Origin of the sequence: Marinobacter alexandrii (assembly GCF_005871205.1) — a bacterium.
In the GTDB taxonomy this organism is placed as follows: Bacteria; Pseudomonadota; Gammaproteobacteria; order Pseudomonadales; family Oleiphilaceae; genus Marinobacter; species Marinobacter alexandrii.
This window is the reverse complement of sequence record NZ_SWKM01000011.1, coordinates 279,625-298,280: the sequence shown is the minus strand read 5'-3', so window position 1 is coordinate 298,280 and position 18,656 is coordinate 279,625. Positions and strand designations below refer to the sequence as shown.

Here is an 18,656-nt window from a genome sequence, read left to right as displayed (position 1 = left end):
TCTGCCAGAGACAGACCGGTGAAACGTCAGGGTTTGCGACGTGCTAAAACCTGAGAACTCACTCAGGAGACGCAAGAAATGTCCGGATTTCCCACGTCCAGTTATATGACGGCTAGCGTTCGTGAAAGTTCCCTGATGCGGTTATTTTATAAGCAGATCTAGCGACTCGCCGCCCGGCTCAGCTCGGGCGCTACCTCATCCTGATCCGACAGCGTCGGTCGGTATTGCTCCCGCAACGCCAGCACGCGATCACGGTAGGCCGGTGTCAGGTATGGCAACTCCAGCGTCAGCACCTGATAGATGCCCTGCTTGAGCTCGTTCAGGGTCAGCTTGGCGTAGGTTTCCTCGGCGTGCGCGGTTTTCAGGAACGCCATCCAGTTGGTCACCACCAGCCACACGTTCAACGACATGGCAGCGCGCAAAGCCTCCGGCTGCGCCTCAATGATGCCAGCCTCCGCCAACCGCTCGAAAATGCGATTGATGGCCGTGAGGCAGCGCTGCGTGAACTCCCGGTAGTCCTGGCGCAGGCGCTGATCGCTGTCCAGCAGGTATTCCAGATCCCGGTGAAAAAACCGATAGCTCCACAGGCCATCGAACACCGACTCCAGGTAGAAGGTCATGTCGGTGAGCGTCATGGCCCGGTCTTCCGGGATATCCAGGTAGAAATCCACCAGCTTTTCGTACTCGAGGAAGATCTCGTAAATGATGTCCGACTTGTTGCGGAAGTGGTAATACAGATTACCTGGCGAAATCGCCAGGTGCGCCGCTATGTGATTGGTAGTGACGTTACGCTCGCCTCGTTCGTTAAACAGCTCCAGACTTGAGAGCAGAATCTTGTCTCTTGTTTTCATAAACTTGCCGGCGGTTGTTAGATGCCTTAACGATGGCCCGATAGGCCACCGTACCTTGCTTGACTCCCTAGAGTATATACTCTAATAATACCGCTAAGCGCAAATTGCGCACTTTTTCACCAATACAGAACCGCACACTACCGGCCCAATACGCTGGCAGTGTTCGAGGAGAGCAGAGTATGGGAGCCACGGTCGTTCAGCTTACCGAAAGTAAAAAGCAGATCCAGCACACCCACCGGGTGTTTCAGGACCAAAAGCAGGCGTTTCGTAGCAACCCCATGCCCTCGCTCACTGAGCGCAAGGAAAACCTGAAACGCCTGAAGCGCACTCTGCTGACTAACCAGGAGCGCCTGCTCGAGGCCATTGACCGGGATTTCAGTTGCCGGTCCCGGGACGAATCGCTGATTGCCGAGGTGATGCCGTCGATTCAGGGCATCAACTACACCCTGAAGCATCTGGGCGAGTGGATGAAGCCGTCGAAACGGCACGTGTCGGTGCTGTTCCAGCCCGCCAGCAACAAGGTGCACTATCAGCCCAAGGGTGTGGTCGGCGTTATCGTGCCCTGGAACTACCCGCTGTACCTGGCGGTGGGCCCCCTGGTGGCGTCACTGGCCGCCGGCAACCGCACCATGATCAAGATGTCTGAGTTCACCCCGCACACCTCGGCGCTATTTAAGGAAATCATTGAAGCCACTTTCCCGGAAGAATTGGTTTCCGTCATTACCGGCGAGGCTGATGTGGCCGCTGACTTCTCCGCCCGGCCCTTCGACCACCTGCTGTTCACCGGCTCCACCTCAGTCGGCAAACTGGTGATGCGGGCTGCCGCTGAAAACCTGACACCGGTCACCCTGGAACTGGGCGGCAAATCCCCTGCCATTGTTTCGCCCGACGTACCGATGGAAGACGCGGCCCAGCGTATCGCCTTCGGCAAAGCCCTGAACGCCGGCCAGACCTGCGTTGCACCGGACTATGTGTTGTGCCCTGCGGACCGGGTACAGGCCTTCGTGGACGAGTTTCGCACCCGCTTCTCGGATATGTATCCAAGCCTGCGGGATAACGACGACTACACCGCCATCATCAACGAGCGCCAGTACGACCGGCTGCAGGGCTACCTCGAAGACGCCCGCGCCAAGGGTGCCGAGCTGATCGAGATCAACCCCGCCCGGGAGAACCTCGGCGACGGCACCCGGAAAATCCCGCTAACCCTGATCCTGAATACCACGCCGGAGATGAAAGTGATGCAGGATGAGATCTTCGGTCCGCTGCTGCCGGTGGTCAGTTACAGCGGCCTGGACGAGGCCCTGCATTACATCAATGATCGGCCGCGGCCGCTGGCCCTGTATTTCTTCGGCTACGACAAGACCGAGCAGCAGCACGTGGTGGACAACACCCACTCCGGTGGCATGTGCATTAACGATGCCCTCATGCATGTGGCCCAGGATGATCTGCCATTCGGCGGTGTCGGCGACTCCGGCATGGGCCACTACCACGGCAAGGAAGGCTTCCTGACCTTCTCCCACCACCGGGCGATCTTCGCCAAGCAGAAGTTCAACAGCGGCAAATTTGTGTACGCACCGCACGGTACCGCTGCCCACAAGATGATATACAAGCTCTTCATCCGCTGATGCCCGGCGCGGGGGCCAGCAAAGCCCCCGCTATCCGGAACAATGAACAATCACCCAGGACAATAATAAGAAGGGAACTCGCCATGCTTGACCCGTCCGACGCCCGATCAGGCGACACCGGATTTGCCCGGCTTGATCGCCGCAGCTTCCTGAAAACCGGACTCGGTGGCACTCTGTTTCTCGCCACGGTCAGCGCCACCGCCGGATTGAGCGGCTGTGCGACAGCGCCGGCCGGTCAGCTGGGTGCCGTCGACACCCGCATGGACGCCCGCTACCAGTTCCGCTTCCTGACCCGGGACGACATCCAGCTGTTCGAGGCCCTACTTCCTGCCATGTTCGGCCCGACCCTGCCAGAACAGCCTCAGGCACGTCGCCTGGCCATTGCCAGTACCATTGAGCGTATCGATGCCGGTATCGACAACTTCGGACCAGCCAATCAACAGGAACTGCGCCGGCTGTTTGACCTGCTGACGTTCGGCTTCACTCGGGTGACCATCGCCCGGGTCTGGTCCCGCTGGTCCAACGTCAGCACTGCCGAGGCCAACGCCTTTCTGGAACGCTGGCGCACCAGCGGTGTCGGCCTGTTCAACAATGGCTACATTGCGCTGACCAAGATCAGCAACGTGGCCTTCTATGGCGGCCGGGACCAGTGGCACCTGTCGGGCTATCCGGGTCCGCCCCAGTGGGCCGTTGACGCCCTGCCCCAATTCAAGCCTGCCTGATTCCACGCTCAGTGACGGAGCCAACCATGTCGTTAACCGATCGCATTGCCCAAGGCCTGGAAGCAGGTTGGAAGGTAACCGATGCCACCACCCTGACCGACAACCAGACCCACGAAGCAGATGTGGTCATCGTCGGTACCGGCGCCGGCGGGGGCACCACCGCCGAAATCCTCGCCAAGAGCGGGCTGTCCGTGATCCTGGTGGAAGAAGGCCGCCTGTATTACCAGAAAGACTTCACCATGGACGAACACAGCGCTTACGCCAGCCTGTATCAGGAGGGCATGAGCCGAACTACCCGGGACGGCGCCATCGCCATTCTTCAGGGCCGCTGCGTGGGTGGCTCGACCACCGTGAACTGGACGTCCAGCTTTCGCACCCCGGATCAAACCCTGACCTACTGGGCCGAGAACTTTGGTCTGGAGAACCTGAGCCCGGAGGCCATGGCCCCCTGGTTCGAAGGTCGGGAACAGCGCCACACCGTGGCGCCCTGGCAGACGCCACCAAACGTCAACAACGACATCCTGCGCCAAGGCTGCGAACAGCTCGGTTACAGTTGGCAGACTATCCCCAGAAATGTGAAGGGGTGCTGGAACCTGGGCTACTGCGGCGTTGGCTGCCCCACCAATGCCAAGCAGGGCGCACTGATGACCACCATTCCCGGCGCCCTGGACCATCAGGCCCGGCTATTTCACGGGCTTCGGGCAGAACGCCTGGTGATGAATCAGGACCGAATCGATCACCTACAGGCCAGCGCCATGGCCACGGATGGCATCACTCCGTCCGGTGTCACAGTGACCCTGAAAGCCCGGCACTTTGTGGTCGCCGCCAGCGCTATCGGCTCACCGGGCCTGCTGCTGCGTTCTGACATTCCTGATCCCCATGCCCGCATTGGCAAGCGCTCGTTCATCCATCCGGTGAACGCCACCATCGCCCAGATGCCGGAGCAGGTGGATCCATTTTACGGCGCGCCCCAGTCGATCTACTCCGATGAGTTCAACTTCAGGCATGGCGTGGATGGCCCGGCGGGCTTCAAGCTGGAAGTTCCGCCGCTGCATCCGGGCATGTCGGCGGGGGTGGTTCCAGGTCACGGCCAAGAGCAAGTTGACGCCATGGCGAGCCTGCCCTGGACTCAGTCCGTCATTGCCCTGATGCGCGACGGCTTCCATCCCGAGAGCCCGGGGGGCACGGTCACCCTGCGCGACGATGGCTCACCGGTGCTGGATTACCCGATCACAGACTACCTCTGGCAGGGGCTAAGGCAGGCCTACCTGGCTATGGCCGAGGTTCAATTTGCTGCTGGCGCGAGCAGAGTCCGGCTGGTGCACCTGGACTCAGACTGGTACACCAGCTGGGCCGAAGCCAGAGCCGCCATCAACAGCATTGCCATGGAACCGCACCGGGTGCGGTTGTTCACTGCGCACCAGATGGGTGGCTGCGGTATGGGCCAGGATCCGCAAGCCTCGGTGGTGAACGGCTTTGGTGAGCACCATCAGGTCAGCAACCTGAGCATACACGACGCCTCGGTATTCCCGACCAGCATCGGCGCTAACCCACAGCTGTCCATCTACGCTCTGGCAGCCAGGAACAGCGCACGGCTGGCAGGTAAACTGAGGGGCTGACTGCCCGGCATTTTGGGATGGCCGGCAAGCTGGTATTCTAAGGCCTTACGAACCAAGGAGCTGTGCATGCCGAAAGTCATCTACCCAGGTACCTTCGATCCGATTACCAACGGTCATACCGACCTGATCGAGCGTGCCGGCCGCATGTTCGACGAAATCGTGGTTGCCGTCGCCTATAACCCCAAGAAACAGCCGCTGCTGAATCTGGAAGAGCGTTGTGATCTGGTCCGCCAGGCCACCGCCCACATTCCCAACGTCACCGTCACCGGCTTCAGCAACCTACTTGCAGACTTTGTCCGGGACCAGGGCGCGACCGTCATCCTGCGTGGACTGCGGGCCGTGTCTGACTTCGAGTATGAATTCCAACTGGCAGACATGAACCGTCGGCTGGCGCCGGAAGTAGAAAGCGTGTTCCTGACTCCGGCGAACCACCTGTCGTACATTTCCTCAACCCTGATCCGGGAAATTGCCTCCCTTGGCGGTGACGTCTCGGAATTTGTCGACCCCGCCGTTGAGGCGGCCATGAAAAAGAAGTTCGAATCGGCCTGAGGTAAAGCAGGTGGCCTTGGTATCCGAAAGAGGCGATCTCATCGGACGGTGAGATCGTTGTGATCGACCAGACCCCGGCTGGGGCCTGGTCACGCTTGAAGCGACTCAGAGCAAAGGCGGCAGCGGGATCTCCATGCCGTTCACGTCCACCATCAGATCCTTCATCACCGCTTTCATCACCAGCTGATCGCCGTCCTTGATCAGCAAACCCTGTTTGATCATCGGCGCCAGCTGCATGCGCACACTCGGGTAGTTTTCTGCCAACGCCGACGGCACGCTCAGCTGCATGTCGCCGGTCAGTCGCTGCATCACCATGAGCATGCCGGCTCGCTCGTCAGCACTCAGCTCCGGATGGCGAATGGTGACATTGCCGGTGACGACGCCCTCCGGGGTACTCAGACTCAGTTGGGGTACGCCCACCGAAAAACCAGCCGAGGCCAGCCCACGCAGGGCCTGGTTGATCTGCTGCATGGCCGCCAGTTGCTGTTCCGGCACAGCCGGCGCCGAGGCGCCGTTTTGCAGCATCACAGTTTGCAGATCGGACATGCCCTGGGTCAGGGAACTCCAACTGGCAAGATCGAGGTCTTCCAGGGCGAACTCAACCCGGTGCGGGCCATAGCCCTGGCCACCACGAATGATCTCCTCCAGTTCTAGAGTAACCCGGGAATCCAGGCGGCTGTGTTCCGGGTTGGTTTCAGTACTGCTGGACAGACTGAAATCCCGGAACTCCACTGGCGGGTCCGCCCGATGGACCACCGTCATCGATCCCACCTCAAGCTCACCCGCACCGGTCCAGACGTCCGCCATCAGGTGATTCAGGCTCTGCTCCATGTGAATGTCAGCCACGCGGATATCGATTTCGGGGCCGGACAGGCTGAGCGCCGGCCAAACCATCAACGCGTCGGCCCGGGAGCCGGTATCGCTGATTTCGATACGTGCCAGGCCGCCGCTGGTGCTCAGTGTCTCGCCAGTGACCTCATTGGTCATGGTCATGACGGGCGCTTCGAGTTCCAGCGTGGCGCTTCCCCACAGGCGGGTTTCCAGGGTCAGCTTCGGTTTGGCATTGGGAAACCAGTCACGCCCTTCCGCCGACCAGCCGCCCACCGGCTCGAAATCCAGCAGGCTGCCGGTGACACCGTGGGTGACATTGGCCCGGTACTCGACCTGGTGCGACTCTCCGGTCTCCGGATTCTGCACCACCAGGGCACCGGTCAGCTCCGAGCCCAACACCCCGCGACGATAGGCGCCGGTTTCCATTTTCAGGAACGACTGGGCACGATTCATTTCTTCCGTTGCCTGCTGCCACTGCTGCTCCGTGACAAAGCCCACAACCCAGGGCATGGCCCCAGCCACCGCCAGCACGGCAACGCCGGTAATCATCCATTTTTTCTGCAAGACCTGTCTCCGTCTCAGGATTTACCGGTCAGTCGCTCAAGCAACACCAGTTGGGATGCCAGCCGCTCTTCGCCCTCGGCCGGTTGTTTCTGGACATAACTGCCATCCGACAGCAACGACCAGGACTGACAGTTGTCTGCCAGGTAGGTATCAAGATCCTCACGCACCCGGGCCACCAGCGCCGGATCCTCAATCGGGAACGCCACTTCCACCCGGCTAAGCAGGTTGCGCTCCATGCCGTCGGCGCTGGAGCAGTAAACCTCTGGGCGCCGGTTGTTGCCAAAGTAGTAGACCCGCGTGTGTTCGAGAAAGCGGCCGATGATGGAGCGCACCCGGATATTGTCCGATAGCCCCGGCACGTCGGGACGCAGGCAACAGATTCCCCGGATAATCAGGTCAATCTTCACCCCCGACTGAGAGGCCCGATACAGGGCCTTGATGATTTGCGGCTCGGTCAGGGCATTGAATTTCATGATGATGCGCCCCTTGGCACCAAAGCCGGCTTCACGTTCAATCAGGCTCATCAGACGGGAATGCAGGGTGAACGGGGCATGGAACAGCTTCTTGATCTTCAGCGCCTTGCCCATACCCGTCAGCTGCTGGAACAGCTTGTTGACGTCATCACTAATGGAGTCGTCGCAGGTCATGAAGCTGTAGTCAGTGTACAAACGGGCGTTGCCGGCGTGGTAGTTGCCCGTACCCAGGTGCACGTAGCGCCGCAGCTTGCCCTCCTCCCGACGCACGATGAGTATCATCTTGGCGTGGGTTTTGTAGCCCACCACGCCGTACACCACGATGACACCCGCCTCCTGGAGCCGGCTGGCCAGCTCCAGGTTCTCCGCTTCGCTGAACCGGGCCCGCAGTTCGATCACCGCCGTTACTTCCTTGCCGCGCCGGGCGGCGTCCGCCAGCGCTTCCACGATTTCAGAATCCGCGCCCGAGCGGTACAGGGTCTGGCGGATCGCCAGCACCTGGGGATCCTTGGCGGCCTGGCGCAGCAGATCCACAACCGGACTGAAATTCTCATAGGGGTGCAGTAACAGGATCGGCTGTTTGCGGATACTGTCGAACATGGAATCCTTGCTGCGGATCGGCTTCGGGATCGAAGGCGAGAAACCGGAATAGGTCAGGTCCGGGCGGTCGACCAGGCCACCTACCGCCATCAGCCGGGTCAGGTTAACCGGGCCGTGAACCTGGTACAGGTCCCGCGCGGTCAGGCCAAATTCGGTCAACAGGAACTGCGTCAGTTCATCCGGACAGTTGTCTGCCACTTCCAGCCGGACGCCATCGCCAAAGCGACGACTGAGCAGCTCGCCTCTGAGCGCCGACGCCAGATCTTCCAGATCATCCTCGAGCTCAAGGTCGGCGTTCCGGGTCAGCCGGAACTGATAGCAGCCCTTCACTTCCATGCCCGGGAACAGTTCGTCGGCATGGGCGTGGATCATGGACGACAGGAACACCAGGTTCTCGCCACCATCACACACCTCGTCCGGCAGACGCACCAGGCGTGGCAGGGAACGCGGCGCCGGCACGATGGCCATGCCGGTTTCCCGGCCGAAGGCATCCTTGCCATCGAGCTCGACAATGAAGTTCAGACTCTTGTTAACCAGACGCGGGAACGGGTGCGACGGGTCCAGCCCAATCGGGCTGACCACTGGCAGAATCTCTTCTTCGAAGTAAGTACGCACCCACTCGGCCTGGGCCGGTGTCCACTCGCGCCGACGGACAAAGTGGATGTTCTGCTGTTCCATTTCCGGAATCAGCACGTTGTTGAGGATGTCGTACTGCTCATGGATGTATTCGTGGGCAACCCGGCTGATCTCGGCCAGCGCCTGTTCCGGCATCATGCCGTCCATGCCCACGGTTTCCCGGCCATACTTCATCTGCTGGCGCAGACCAGCGACCCGGATCTCGAAGAACTCGTCCATATTGCTGCTGAAAATGCAGCAGAAAATCAGCCGGTTAATCAACGGGTGAGTGGTATCCAGCGCCTGCTTGAGGACCCGGTAATTAAACTGAAGCTGGCTGATTTCCCGGTTGAAGTAGTTCTCGCTGGCATCCAGATTAACGCTCTCGCCAAGCGCCGGCATGTCCACCGGTGCCGGTACATTCTGGTCGGGGTCAGCCTTGAGCTTCTTGGCGGTTTCCGTAGTCATAGTTCCTCAATTCCAGTCTGCGGCGTGGGCGGCGGACACCGGCCACGCTGTCATGTCGTCCGTGGTTCTAGCGTCGCGGCTGGTTCATCAGTCGTGCCGCGCGCACTGCAAAATACGTCAGGATGCCATCGGCGCCGGCCCGGCGCATGGCCATCAGGCTTTCCATCATCACCGCGTCGCCATCAAGCCAGCCATTCTCGGCCGCCGCCATGTGCATGGCGTATTCGCCACTGACCTGATACACAAACGTAGGCACCTGCAACTCGGTCTTCACCCGGTGCACAATATCCAAATACGGCATGCCCGGCTTGATCATCACCATGTCCGCGCCTTCGGCCAGATCCAGGGCCACTTCGTGCAGCGCCTCATCGGAATTGGCGGGATCCATCTGGTAGGTCGATTTATCGGCCTTACCCAGGTTACTGGCCGAGCCAACTGCATCCCGGAACGGACCGTAATAGCTGGAGGCGTACTTGGCAGAATAGGCCAGGATCCGGGTGTTCATATGCCCGGCCGCCTCCAGCGCTTCCCGGATGGCGGCAACGCGCCCGTCCATCATGTCCGACGGCGCCACCACGTCCGCGCCGGCATCGGCATGGGACAAGGCCTGGTTCACCAGGGCCTCCACCGTGACGTCGTTCAGCACGTAGCCGGCCTGATCAATAATGCCGTCCTGACCGTGGGTGGTAAACGGATCAAGCGCGACATCGGTAATCACACCCAGCTCCGGCTGCGCTTGCTTCAACGCCCGCACGGCGCGCTGGGCCAGGCCATCCGGGTCCCAGGCACCGGACCCGGACAGATTCTTCTGGTCGCCGGCTACCACCGGAAACAGCGCCACCGCCGGGATTCCCAGCTCAACCAGCTCCGCCGCCTGCTCAACCAGCAGATCGACACTTAGACGCTCCACCCCCGGCATCGACGGCACAGCTTCCCGCTGGCCCTCGCCCTCCAGGACAAACACCGGATAGATCAGATTGTCCGGCGTCAGCTGGTTTTCCCGCACCAATCGACGGGAAAAACTACTGGCGCGGTTGCGACGCAGACGCGTGGCGGGAAAGGCACGGGGAGTCGGACTCGGCACGGATAACCTCCTGGATGGTATGGCCGGTTGTTCAAAGACTGCTGGCAGCGCCGGATCGACGCTCTGCTCACCATCATACACGGCCGGGGCCGCCCATTGCAGATTCCCGCGACAGGTTAAGAAGTGCCCGTGACAATACTGTTACCGGATAGAATCCAGGGCCTGGGCGCGAACCCGTTCCACCTCCGTGAAATGCCGGTCGCGCAGGTCAGCAATGGCCTGCTCCAGCTCGGGTCCGGCAAGCCCGGCGCTCAGCAGGCTCTGGCGCTGGGTGGAGTAGGCCTGCCAGCGCTGGTGCCAGTTCGCCTGCTCCTGCTCCAAAGCCTGCAGCCGCTGTGCGGTTTCGATGCCGAAGGCCTGGCGACGCCAGTTTTGCAGCGCCTCGGGGTCATCGGCCAGTTCCTGGCGCGCCTGTTCGTAGTCGGCAAACCGGCGGGTTTCCCGGCGTGCCTGCCGCAATGGCTCGGGCAAGGCGTCTTCGGCCTGCGCCAGTGCCACCCGGCGCTGCTCGTCGGTCAGGCTCGGGTCGCGGCTGATTCGGAGCTTCTCGATCTGAAAGCCATCGATGGCCTCGTCATGGGCAAAAAACGCGTCGGCGGTGGCACTGTCGAGCCAGGTCCGGCGCAGGGCCTGAATTTCCTGCATGCGCTGCTGCATCCGCTCCGCATCCAGTTCGGTGCCACCGCCATAGCCGGCCTCCAGGTCGGAAATCGCCAGCTTGTAATCAAGATAGGCGCGCAGGGTATCCAGGGCCTGGGTGCGCGCCGGCTCCTGCAGCGCCAACAGTGTCTGCTCAATACGAGCGACCAGTTGCTCTAACGACTCCTCCCCAAGCGCCGACAAGTAGTATTCAAACAGTTGTCGCAGCGCCGGCGTTGGAATCAAGTCGCCGACACCGTCCACCCGGTCCCAGCCACCGGGCACCGAAGTACCCGCCAGCGAAGCTGGCAATTGTTCCGGAACCGACAGGGTCTGGGCCTGGCCCACCAACGTCGATGGCGCCGTAGACGCCGATGCTGGGCGAGTGCCGTGTTCGGATTCAATTGAACGGGGCTGTGTCGATGTCTGCTTCGGAGTGCCAGCGTGCGGCGTCAGCAAATACCAGCCGGACATCACCAACAGAGTCAGGATTAACGGCATCAGGATGGGGGGGCGGGCAAACGATCTCATGGTCAGCGCAAATCCGTGGTGTCTGAGTGCGGGCGTATTGATTCAGCACCGCCACAATGGAATGGCACGAGGATAGACTAGAGCAAGACTAACTGCCGAGAACGGGATCATAAACAGAGCCGGGGCTTATCGCCCCGACCTGATTTGGCATCGATCACAAGGATCGGTTGTTAAAACCTACGGCGACTTTACGCGGCGCGTCTGAGCGGAAGAGGGTATCAACCTCATGGATTTCGCCGCCCCGGCTCAGGTAAGCCTCGATATCCGCCTGCAGCTGCGCCCGAACCCGTGCCCGACCGGCAATGGAATGACTGTCATCGCTGTCGTTGGCCCAGTTTCCGGGTTGTTCAAGATTGCTTTCGTCGAATTCACTCATAATGCTCTCCCCATCAACGAAAACAGAGAATCGAGTGCCGGCACACCCCGCAGGGCAACTACACTCAGTCTCGACGAACGGCCGGCTTTGGCGTCGTCTTGGCGTCTTTATAATCCGGTTTCGATGACCGCGCTATTTCTACCAAACCGATTTTTTGTAATTTTTTGTAAACAGAAATAAAGTACTGATTTTATGTGACAAAATGAGACCACAGCAGACGTCAATTAAATTGACACAAAGAATGAATGATGATTCACTACTTCAAGGGAGCCGGCATGGCTTATCGTGAAACCGAGAAGATGCGCCAGCGCAAGGCCGAGGCGCGGCAACGGATTATTGACTGCACCTTCCAGTGCGTCGTGGATGGCGGGTTCCGAAGCGCTCGTATTACCCGAATTGCAGATCTCGCGGGTGTTGCCACGGGCACCATTTACCGGCATTTTGAATCCCGGGAAGATCTGTTTGCCGGCGTGTTCCGGCTAGCCACCCAGCGCGAGGTCGACAAGGTCTCAGAAGCACTGGCAACGCAAGGCAACGCCGCAATCCGGCTGGAAACAGCGTTAAGGCAATTTGCCGAGCGCGCCTTGCGCGGCCCCATGATGGCGTGGTCGCTGATTGCCGAACCGGTCGACCCGAAGGTAGAAGAAGAACGACTGAAATACCGTAAGGCCTACGCCAGCCTGTTCGAAACGGCGATTCGCGAAGGCATCTCCGAAGGCTGCCTTCCGGATCAGGACGCCCGCCAAAGCAGTAGCTGCCTGGTGGGAGCCATCGCGGAAAGCCTTGTAGGGCCACTATCACCAACTCAGGCCGGCCAGAATCCGGCGGCGACACCTGACAACACTGATGCGCTGGTCAATTCCATCATCCGCTTTTGCATGCAGGGACTGACCGGCACCAGGAGATAACCATGAACGCGCTGCAGCCTCACTCCGAGACCCCAACCAACGGCCAGGAGGACCGATACCTGGCCAGCACCCACGACGTGGTCAACCAGCCCCCGGCGCTGGCAAACTACAACCTGTTTGAGCAGGACACCGCTCTGCAGGAGGCGGTCATCCGTGAAGGCGCCGAAGCAGCCACGCCGGAACTGAAACAGTTTGGCGCGCTCGCAGGCGCTGCGGCCACCATCGACCTGGGCTTCAAGGCCAATAGCAACAAGCCTGTGTTCCAGACTCACGATCGCTTCGGTCATCGCATTGACGAGGTGGAATTTCACCCGGCCTACCACGATCTGATGACCATCGCCCTTGAACATGGCCTGCACAGCAGTCCATGGACCAACCCCGGAAAGGGTGCGCACGTGGCCCGGGCCGCCAAGTACTACTTGCATTCTCAGGTAGAAGCCGCGCATTGCTGCCCCATTACCATGACGTTTGCCGCTATCCCCTCAATCCGGAAACAGCCCGAACTTGCCCGGGACTGGGAGCAGCGCATCCTCGCCAACCGCTACGACCCGCGCAACGTGCCCGATGGCCAGAAAGCCTGCGTCACCATCGGCATGGCGATGACCGAGAAACAGGGCGGCAGCGATGTTCGCGCCAACAGCACCAAGGCCTTCCCGGTCGGCGCCGAGGGCCCCGGCCAGGCCTACGAACTGGTTGGCCACAAGTGGTTCGTCTCCGCTCCCATGTGCGATGCCTTCCTGGTACTGGCTCACTCCCGGGGAGGCCTGTCCTGCTTCCTGATGCCCCGCTGGCGCCCCGATGGCAGCAAGAACCCCTGGCAGATCCAGCGTCTGAAAAACAAAATGGGCAACGTCGCCAACGCCTCCAGCGAAGTTGAACTGCGCGGCGCCCTGGCCTGGATGGTTGGCGAAGAAGGCCGAGGCGTGCCCACCATCATCGAAATGGTGGCAATGACCCGCTTTGACTGCATGATCGGCAGCTCCGCCGGCATGCGCCAGGCGGTAGCACAGGCCACCCACCACTGCCGGCACCGCAGCGCCTTCGGCAACCGCCTGAACCAACAGCCGCTGATGCAGAATGTGCTGGCCGATCTCGCAGTAGAAAGCGAAGCGGCACTGGCCTACACCCTGCGCATCGCCCGAGCCCTGGACAACCAGGACCAGGAACACGAACGCCTGCTGGCTCGCCTGGCCACACCGGTTGGCAAGTACTGGATCTGCAAACGCACCCCCAACCACGCCTACGAGGCCATGGAGTGCATCGGCGGCAGCGGCGTGATGGAAGACTGCATCATGCCCCGACTGTTCCGGGAATCACCGGTCAACGCCATCTGGGAAGGCAGCGGTAACGTTCAGTGCCTGGACACCCTCCGCGCACTGCAAAAAGAACCGGAAACCCTGGATGCGTTCTTCCGCGAAGCCTCCGAAGCCAAGGGCGCCGACCGCCGTTTCGATCTGTTCCTGGCGCAGCTGCAGCAAGACTTCGGCGACATCAGCGATATCCAATACAGGGCCCGCAACCTGGTTGACCGCATGGCCCTGGTCATGCAGGGATCGCTCCTTCTGCGCCACTCAGACCCCGCCGTTGCCGACGCCTTCTGCGCTTCGCGGCTGCAATCAGCCGGCGGCATGAACTACGGCAACCTGCCTTCGGGCACCGACGCGGCCGCCATTATCAAACGGGCAACGCCTGTAGTAGGCTAAGGATATTCAACGTCCCTGAAGCAAGCCAAGGAGGGGGCGGGGCGGAGTCTCTGAAACTGTGCGGAGCCATGGATGGCGGAGCTCAAGCGTCACATGGACGTGCTTGAGCGGGTTTCAGAGACTTCGCCCCGGCCCCTCATGCACGGATTAAAATGTCTGAAGCCCTGAGAAAACTCCTGAACCAGTCCAGCGCACAGCCGGTGATTACCCCGCACGTGGGCGTACTGACCCTGCACTTCCAGCTCTATGGTTGCGAAGACCTCAAGGCCAAGCGCAAGGTCTTTACCGCCCTGCGCGCAGTCTGGGGCAAAGAGCCAGACCTGGCGGTCGCGGAGACCGCCGACCTGGACGCACTGGATTGCGCGACCTGGACCATCGCAGCCCTTGGCACCTCATCCCAGCAGATCACCCAGCGCCTCGACCAGATTGAAAAAGCCATCGAAGAGCGCGTCGATGCCGCTATATTGGATGTGCACCGGGAAATTCTCTGATCCACTATCTACACTGCAATGGGGCCTTGTAGCGTATGGCCTCTCCAGCCCGTATACTACGGTTCCTCAGGGATGTCAGAGCACCTGCCGACCGCAGGTGGCCAGTTTTAAATCGCCGGATCGACACTCCGGCCATATCCGTCGGGCATCCGGAACCGGCCCAACGGATAACCGCTGATCATGTGTGGCACCTATGACCGGAAAGAAGAAATCCGCCCAGGCCTCAGTCGAGGCGATGTATCGCGTGTTCACGGTGCCCGAGGCTCCGGAATCCACGTTGAGTCGGATCGACCAGAATATCTCCAACAACCTTGCCGGCTTTCTGCAGGAACACATCGTCGCGGTTGAGCGGGACCTGTCGGACGTCGAAAAAGACTTCTCCGACTACGCCATCCCGGAAAAACCCGTCTTCGTGTCCGAGCAGGCGCAATTCCTCCTCGACAAGCTGGTGGCCAACTCGGTCCACACCGCCGCTCCCGCCTTCATCGGTCACATGACGTCCGCGCTGCCGTACTTCATGCTGCCGCTGTCCAAGATCATGATTGCGCTTAACCAAAACCTGGTTAAAACCGAGACCTCCAAGGCCTTCACGCCCATGGAACGCCAGGTGCTGGGTATGATCCACCGCCTGGTCTATGAAGAAGACGGCGCTTTCTATCGTAAGTGGATGCACGATCCCCGCTACGCATTGGGCGCCATGTGTTCCGGCGGCACCGTCGCCAACCTGACCGCACTGTGGGTCGCGCGCAACCGCGCTTTCCCGGCCGAAGGCAGCTTCCGCGGCCTGCATCAGGAAGGGCTGTTCCGGGCCCTGAAATACTATGGCTACGAAGGCGCTGCCATCGTGGTGTCCCGACGTGGGCACTACTCCCTGCGCAAGGCCGCCGACGTGCTCGGTCTCGGCCGTGAAGCCCTGGTGCCGGTAGATACCGACGACGAAAATCGCATCCAGACCGACGCCCTGCGGGACAAATGCCTGGAATTGCACCGCCAGAAGATCAAGGTCATGGCCATCTGCGGTGTAGCGGGCACCACCGAGACCGGCAACGTCGATCCGCTTGACGGCATGGCTGACATCGCCCGGGAATTCGGTGCCCATTTCCACGTCGACGCCGCTTGGGGTGGCCCAACGCTGTTCTCACGGACCCACAAGCACCTGCTGCGGGGCATCGAGAAGGCCGACTCCGTCACCTTCGACGCCCACAAGCAGCTCTACGTGCCCATGGGTGTCGGCCTGGTGGTGTTCAAGGATCCGAGCCTGGCCAGTGCCGTCGAGCATCACGCCCAATACATTATACGTAAGGGCTCGCGGGACCTTGGCAGCACCACCCTGGAAGGCTCACGCCCGGGCATGTCCATGCTGATTCACTCGGGATTGAAGATTCTGGCGCGGGAGGGCTACGAAATCCTGATCGATCAGGGCATCGAGAAGGCCCGGAGCTTCGCCGAGATGATTGAGGAAGAGCCAGACTTTGAGCTGATTACACGGCCAGAACTGAACATCCTGACTTACCGCTATTGCCCGGAGACCGTCCAGAACGCACTGGAAATCGCGGATCCCCTGCAAGCGGAAAAGCTCAACACCTGCCTGAACCGCATCACCAAATTCATCCAGAAAACCCAGCGGGAGCGGGGCAAGGCCTTTGTCTCACGGACCCGGCTGGAACCTTCACGCTACGACCATTTCCCATGCATTGTGTTCCGGGTGGTACTGGCGAACCCACTGACCACGCGGGAAATCCTGAGCGATATCTTGATCGAACAGCGGGAACTTTCGGCGGAAGAAGGGATTGAGGACGAAATGCATATTCTGCATCAGATGGCCGATGCGGTGCTGAAGCAGCACGAACGGAGTGCCAGGCAGGCCTGAGCTCAACCCCTCAGGTTTGGGGGGGGGGTGCGAGGCAGGCAAACGCCTAGTCAAAACACGCTGTAAATACGTCCCTGTACGCTCGGCTCCGCCATCCATGGCTCCGCACGGTTTTGCCCAGGCGTCTGCCTTCCGCGCTCAAAACTCAGTAATCGTAGCCAATCTCAATAAAGCGCCTCTTCGTCATCCAGCACCTCGTGGATGATATCGAGAAACATGTGGTCCGCCTTGCTCCAGCTCTCCGGAATCCGGATTGTGGTGTTCGCGCTGATTTCCCGGGCAATGATCTCATTCGCATTGGGCTCGTTGCGATACTTGCGGGCAATTTCCATGGACTTGACGGCGATGGTCGGCTCACTCAAGACTTTCTTGATGAACACTCTCAGCTCATCAATCATCTTGGCCTGCTGGCTTTCAACAGATGTACTCATTGTTCACTCCACGGATAATCGGTTGCCGGGGGCACAGGCGCGCCCCCCTTCTTGCAAATAGTATGGCCAAAGTGACCAGCGACGGCCAGCCTATCAGATCATCAGCCCGCGCAGGGTGAAAAACAGGATGGCCGCCATGATTGCGGAGGCAGGAACCGTGATAATCCATGCCGCGGCGATCTTGAATAAGTGTGACCGCTTGACCATCTCTTCCCGGTAAATCTTCTTCAGGCGCTTGCGCTCGGATTTTGACAGCGGCACCTGCTTTTGCTTCTTGGCCTGTTTCAGCAGATCTTCCATCTCCTCGACGGAGGCATCGCGGAAATTATCCAGGAACGGCTTCAGGCGCTTCTGCTCGTCCTCATCATGGTGTTCCATGATCTTGTGCAGCTGGGTCGCGTAATTGGATTTCAGATATTCCCGCAGGAAACCAACACCGAACACGCCACCGATAGCGATGTGGGTGGAGCTGACCGGCAGCCCCAGCTGGGACGCCACGATCACAGTCAAGGCTGCCGAGAGCGCGACACAGAAGGCGCGGGTCTTATCCAGTTCGGTAATTTCGCTACCTACTGTTTTGATCAGGCGCGGACCGAACAGCATCAGACCAACCGCCAGGCCCAGTGCCCCGACCATCATCACCCACAACGGGATGCTGGCGGAGGTCACTACGCCACCGGATGACAGCGCATCGTTGATGGCCGCCAGCGGACCAATGGCGTTGGCGACGTCGTTGGCACCGTGGGCGAAACTGAGCAACGCGGCGGCGAAGATCAATGGCCAGGTGAACAGGGTGTTCACACCGGCGGCATTATTCTCCATGGTCGCCGCGCGACGGCCGACCAGGGTGCGGACCGCGAAATAGACGATCGCAGCCGCCAGCAGACCGATCAGGGCTGCGTCCAGGAAGTCGACCTTCACCACCTTTTTGACACCCTTGATCATCAGGTAAGTGCCAAAGGCCCAGGCCATGATCGCCACCAGTACTGGCACGAAAGTGCGCGCCGCCGGAATCACATCCTTGCGATAGAGTACGGTTTTCTTGACCACGAACAGGAACAGTGCCGCCAGGGCGCCACCAAGCACCGGAGAAATCACCCAACTGGCGGCGATCTTGCCCATCACTGCCCAATCGGCGATGCCCCAGCCACCGGCCGCAATGCCGGCACCCAGAACACCACCAACAATGGAATGGGTGGTGGAAACCGGTGCACCCATCCAGGTCGCCAGGTTAAGCCAGAGCGCGCCGGCCAGAAGTGCAGCGGTCATCAACCAGACGAAGGCCTGGCTGTCGCTCAACGAGGACGGATCGATGATGCCACCCTTGATGGTGGAGACCACATCGCCGCCGGCGATCAACGCCCCGGCCGATTCGAAAATAGCAGCTATAATGACGGCGGCGCCGAGTGACAGGGCGCCCGAACCGACCGCCGGACCGACGTTGTTGGCAACGTCGTTAGCACCGATATTGATCGCCATGTAGCCGCCGATAACGGCCGCAGCCATCAGCAACATGCTGTTAGGCATGCCCTGGCTGAAAGAACCAACGGTCAGCCAGATGCCGAGGAGAAACAGAAGGCTGATTCCGACCCTATACCGTTCCGTGGTGGGGCTGGTGAGGAGAGTATCCAAGAGTCCGATTGAACGGGCCATAAGAAATTGGGTCTCGATTGGTCTGAATGGGAGATTGGCGTTGTGTACCGGCC

The 18,656-nt window shown here is 60.5% G+C and carries 16 protein-coding genes; 8 read left to right on the top strand and 8 right to left on the bottom strand.

Translation table 11 applies throughout. The annotated features are described in order from the left end of the window. Positions 1-158: 158 nt before the first annotated feature. Positions 159-851: a TetR/AcrR family transcriptional regulator gene (locus FCS96_RS01545; protein ID WP_138438483.1), complete on the bottom strand. Its 693-nt coding sequence runs from the start codon at positions 849-851 to the stop codon at positions 159-161. Positions 852-1,030: 179 nt separating this feature from the next. Between FCS96_RS01545 and FCS96_RS01540 the strand changes: the two genes are divergently transcribed. The 4 genes from FCS96_RS01540 to coaD all read left to right on the top strand — a co-directional run bounded on the left by FCS96_RS01540 (position 1,031) and on the right by coaD (position 5,366). Continuing rightward, positions 1,031-2,476, top strand: coding sequence for a coniferyl aldehyde dehydrogenase (locus FCS96_RS01540; RefSeq protein WP_138438482.1), 1,446 nt, complete (start codon positions 1,031-1,033; stop codon positions 2,474-2,476). 83 nt (positions 2,477-2,559) lie between these two features. Continuing rightward, positions 2,560-3,198 (top strand): hypothetical protein, encoded by a 639-nt coding sequence (locus FCS96_RS01535; RefSeq protein WP_138438481.1) that lies wholly within the window; start codon positions 2,560-2,562, stop codon positions 3,196-3,198. 26 nt (positions 3,199-3,224) lie between these two features. Continuing rightward, the gene (locus FCS96_RS01530) at positions 3,225-4,817 is read left to right on the top strand and encodes a GMC family oxidoreductase (RefSeq protein ID WP_138438480.1); all 1,593 of its coding nucleotides are present in this window, start codon (positions 3,225-3,227) and stop codon (positions 4,815-4,817) included. 66 nt (positions 4,818-4,883) lie between these two features. After that, a complete protein-coding gene (coaD, locus tag FCS96_RS01525) occupies positions 4,884-5,366 on the top strand; it encodes a pantetheine-phosphate adenylyltransferase (RefSeq protein ID WP_138438479.1) in 483 nt (160 codons plus the stop codon). Between the two features lie 105 nt (positions 5,367-5,471). Here coaD and FCS96_RS01520 read toward each other — a convergent pair whose 3' ends face one another. The 5 genes from FCS96_RS01520 to FCS96_RS01500 form a co-directional block, all read right to left on the bottom strand. Then, positions 5,472-6,761 carry a DUF945 family protein gene (locus FCS96_RS01520; RefSeq protein WP_138438478.1) on the bottom strand — a complete coding sequence of 430 codons (1,290 nt, stop codon included), beginning with the start codon at positions 6,759-6,761 and terminating at the stop codon, positions 5,472-5,474. A 14-nt stretch (positions 6,762-6,775) separates the two neighbouring features. Next, a complete protein-coding gene (gene ppk1, locus FCS96_RS01515) occupies positions 6,776-8,917 on the bottom strand; it encodes a polyphosphate kinase 1 (protein ID WP_138438477.1) in 2,142 nt (713 codons plus the stop codon). Between the two features lie 67 nt (positions 8,918-8,984). Continuing rightward, entirely contained in the window at positions 8,985-10,001 is a 1,017-nt protein-coding gene (hemB, locus tag FCS96_RS01510) for a porphobilinogen synthase (protein WP_138438476.1), read from the bottom strand. A 141-nt stretch (positions 10,002-10,142) separates the two neighbouring features. Further along, entirely contained in the window at positions 10,143-11,171 is a 1,029-nt protein-coding gene (locus FCS96_RS01505; RefSeq protein ID WP_228264000.1) for a lipase secretion chaperone, read from the bottom strand. Positions 11,172-11,325: 154 nt separating this feature from the next. Beyond that, on the bottom strand, positions 11,326-11,547 hold the full coding sequence (locus FCS96_RS01500; protein WP_138438475.1) for a hypothetical protein: 222 nt from the start codon (positions 11,545-11,547) through the stop codon (positions 11,326-11,328). Positions 11,548-11,822: 275 nt separating this feature from the next. Between FCS96_RS01500 and FCS96_RS01495 the strand changes: the two genes are divergently transcribed. The 4 genes from FCS96_RS01495 to panP all read left to right on the top strand — a co-directional run bounded on the left by FCS96_RS01495 (position 11,823) and on the right by panP (position 16,519). Further along, a complete protein-coding gene (locus FCS96_RS01495) occupies positions 11,823-12,455 on the top strand; it encodes a TetR/AcrR family transcriptional regulator (RefSeq protein WP_138438474.1) in 633 nt (210 codons plus the stop codon). 2 nt (positions 12,456-12,457) lie between these two features. After that, positions 12,458-14,158 (top strand): isovaleryl-CoA dehydrogenase, encoded by a 1,701-nt coding sequence (locus FCS96_RS01490; RefSeq protein ID WP_138438473.1) that lies wholly within the window; start codon positions 12,458-12,460, stop codon positions 14,156-14,158. Positions 14,159-14,310: 152 nt separating this feature from the next. Then, on the top strand, positions 14,311-14,649 hold the full coding sequence (locus FCS96_RS01485) for a DUF503 domain-containing protein (RefSeq protein WP_138438472.1): 339 nt from the start codon (positions 14,311-14,313) through the stop codon (positions 14,647-14,649). Positions 14,650-14,842: 193 nt separating this feature from the next. After that, on the top strand, positions 14,843-16,519 hold the full coding sequence (panP, locus tag FCS96_RS01480) for a pyridoxal-dependent aspartate 1-decarboxylase PanP (protein WP_138438471.1): 1,677 nt from the start codon (positions 14,843-14,845) through the stop codon (positions 16,517-16,519). A gap of 164 nt (positions 16,520-16,683) precedes the next feature. Here panP and FCS96_RS01475 read toward each other — a convergent pair whose 3' ends face one another. Both FCS96_RS01475 and FCS96_RS01470 read right to left on the bottom strand, forming a co-directional pair. After that, entirely contained in the window at positions 16,684-16,950 is a 267-nt protein-coding gene (locus FCS96_RS01475) for a hypothetical protein (protein WP_041340099.1), read from the bottom strand. A gap of 93 nt (positions 16,951-17,043) precedes the next feature. Next, positions 17,044-18,603 carry an inorganic phosphate transporter gene (locus FCS96_RS01470; RefSeq protein WP_138438470.1) on the bottom strand — a complete coding sequence of 520 codons (1,560 nt, stop codon included), beginning with the start codon at positions 18,601-18,603 and terminating at the stop codon, positions 17,044-17,046. Positions 18,604-18,656: the final 53 nt, after the last annotated feature.

Excerpts from the sequence above, each read along its gene's own strand:
- panP (WP_138438471.1), top strand. The coding sequence starts at position 14,843 with ATGACCGGAAAGAAGAAATCCGCCCAGGCCTCAGTCGAGGCGATGTAT.
- ppk1 (WP_138438477.1), bottom strand. The coding sequence starts at position 8,917 with ATGACTACGGAAACCGCCAAGAAGCTCAAGGCTGACCCCGACCAGAAT.
- FCS96_RS01545 (WP_138438483.1), bottom strand. The coding sequence starts at position 851 with ATGAAAACAAGAGACAAGATTCTGCTCTCAAGTCTGGAGCTGTTTAAC.
- FCS96_RS01530 (WP_138438480.1), top strand. The coding sequence starts at position 3,225 with ATGTCGTTAACCGATCGCATTGCCCAAGGCCTGGAAGCAGGTTGGAAG.
- FCS96_RS01490 (WP_138438473.1), top strand. The coding sequence starts at position 12,458 with ATGAACGCGCTGCAGCCTCACTCCGAGACCCCAACCAACGGCCAGGAG.
- FCS96_RS01505 (WP_228264000.1), bottom strand. The coding sequence starts at position 11,171 with ATGAGATCGTTTGCCCGCCCCCCCATCCTGATGCCGTTAATCCTGACT.
- coaD (WP_138438479.1), top strand. The coding sequence starts at position 4,884 with ATGCCGAAAGTCATCTACCCAGGTACCTTCGATCCGATTACCAACGGT.
- FCS96_RS01475 (WP_041340099.1), bottom strand. The coding sequence starts at position 16,950 with ATGAGTACATCTGTTGAAAGCCAGCAGGCCAAGATGATTGATGAGCTG.
- FCS96_RS01540 (WP_138438482.1), top strand. The coding sequence starts at position 1,031 with ATGGGAGCCACGGTCGTTCAGCTTACCGAAAGTAAAAAGCAGATCCAG.
- FCS96_RS01485 (WP_138438472.1), top strand. The coding sequence starts at position 14,311 with ATGTCTGAAGCCCTGAGAAAACTCCTGAACCAGTCCAGCGCACAGCCG.
- FCS96_RS01470 (WP_138438470.1), bottom strand. The coding sequence starts at position 18,603 with ATGGCCCGTTCAATCGGACTCTTGGATACTCTCCTCACCAGCCCCACC.
- FCS96_RS01535 (WP_138438481.1), top strand. The coding sequence starts at position 2,560 with ATGCTTGACCCGTCCGACGCCCGATCAGGCGACACCGGATTTGCCCGG.
- FCS96_RS01495 (WP_138438474.1), top strand. The coding sequence starts at position 11,823 with ATGGCTTATCGTGAAACCGAGAAGATGCGCCAGCGCAAGGCCGAGGCG.
- FCS96_RS01500 (WP_138438475.1), bottom strand. The coding sequence starts at position 11,547 with ATGAGTGAATTCGACGAAAGCAATCTTGAACAACCCGGAAACTGGGCC.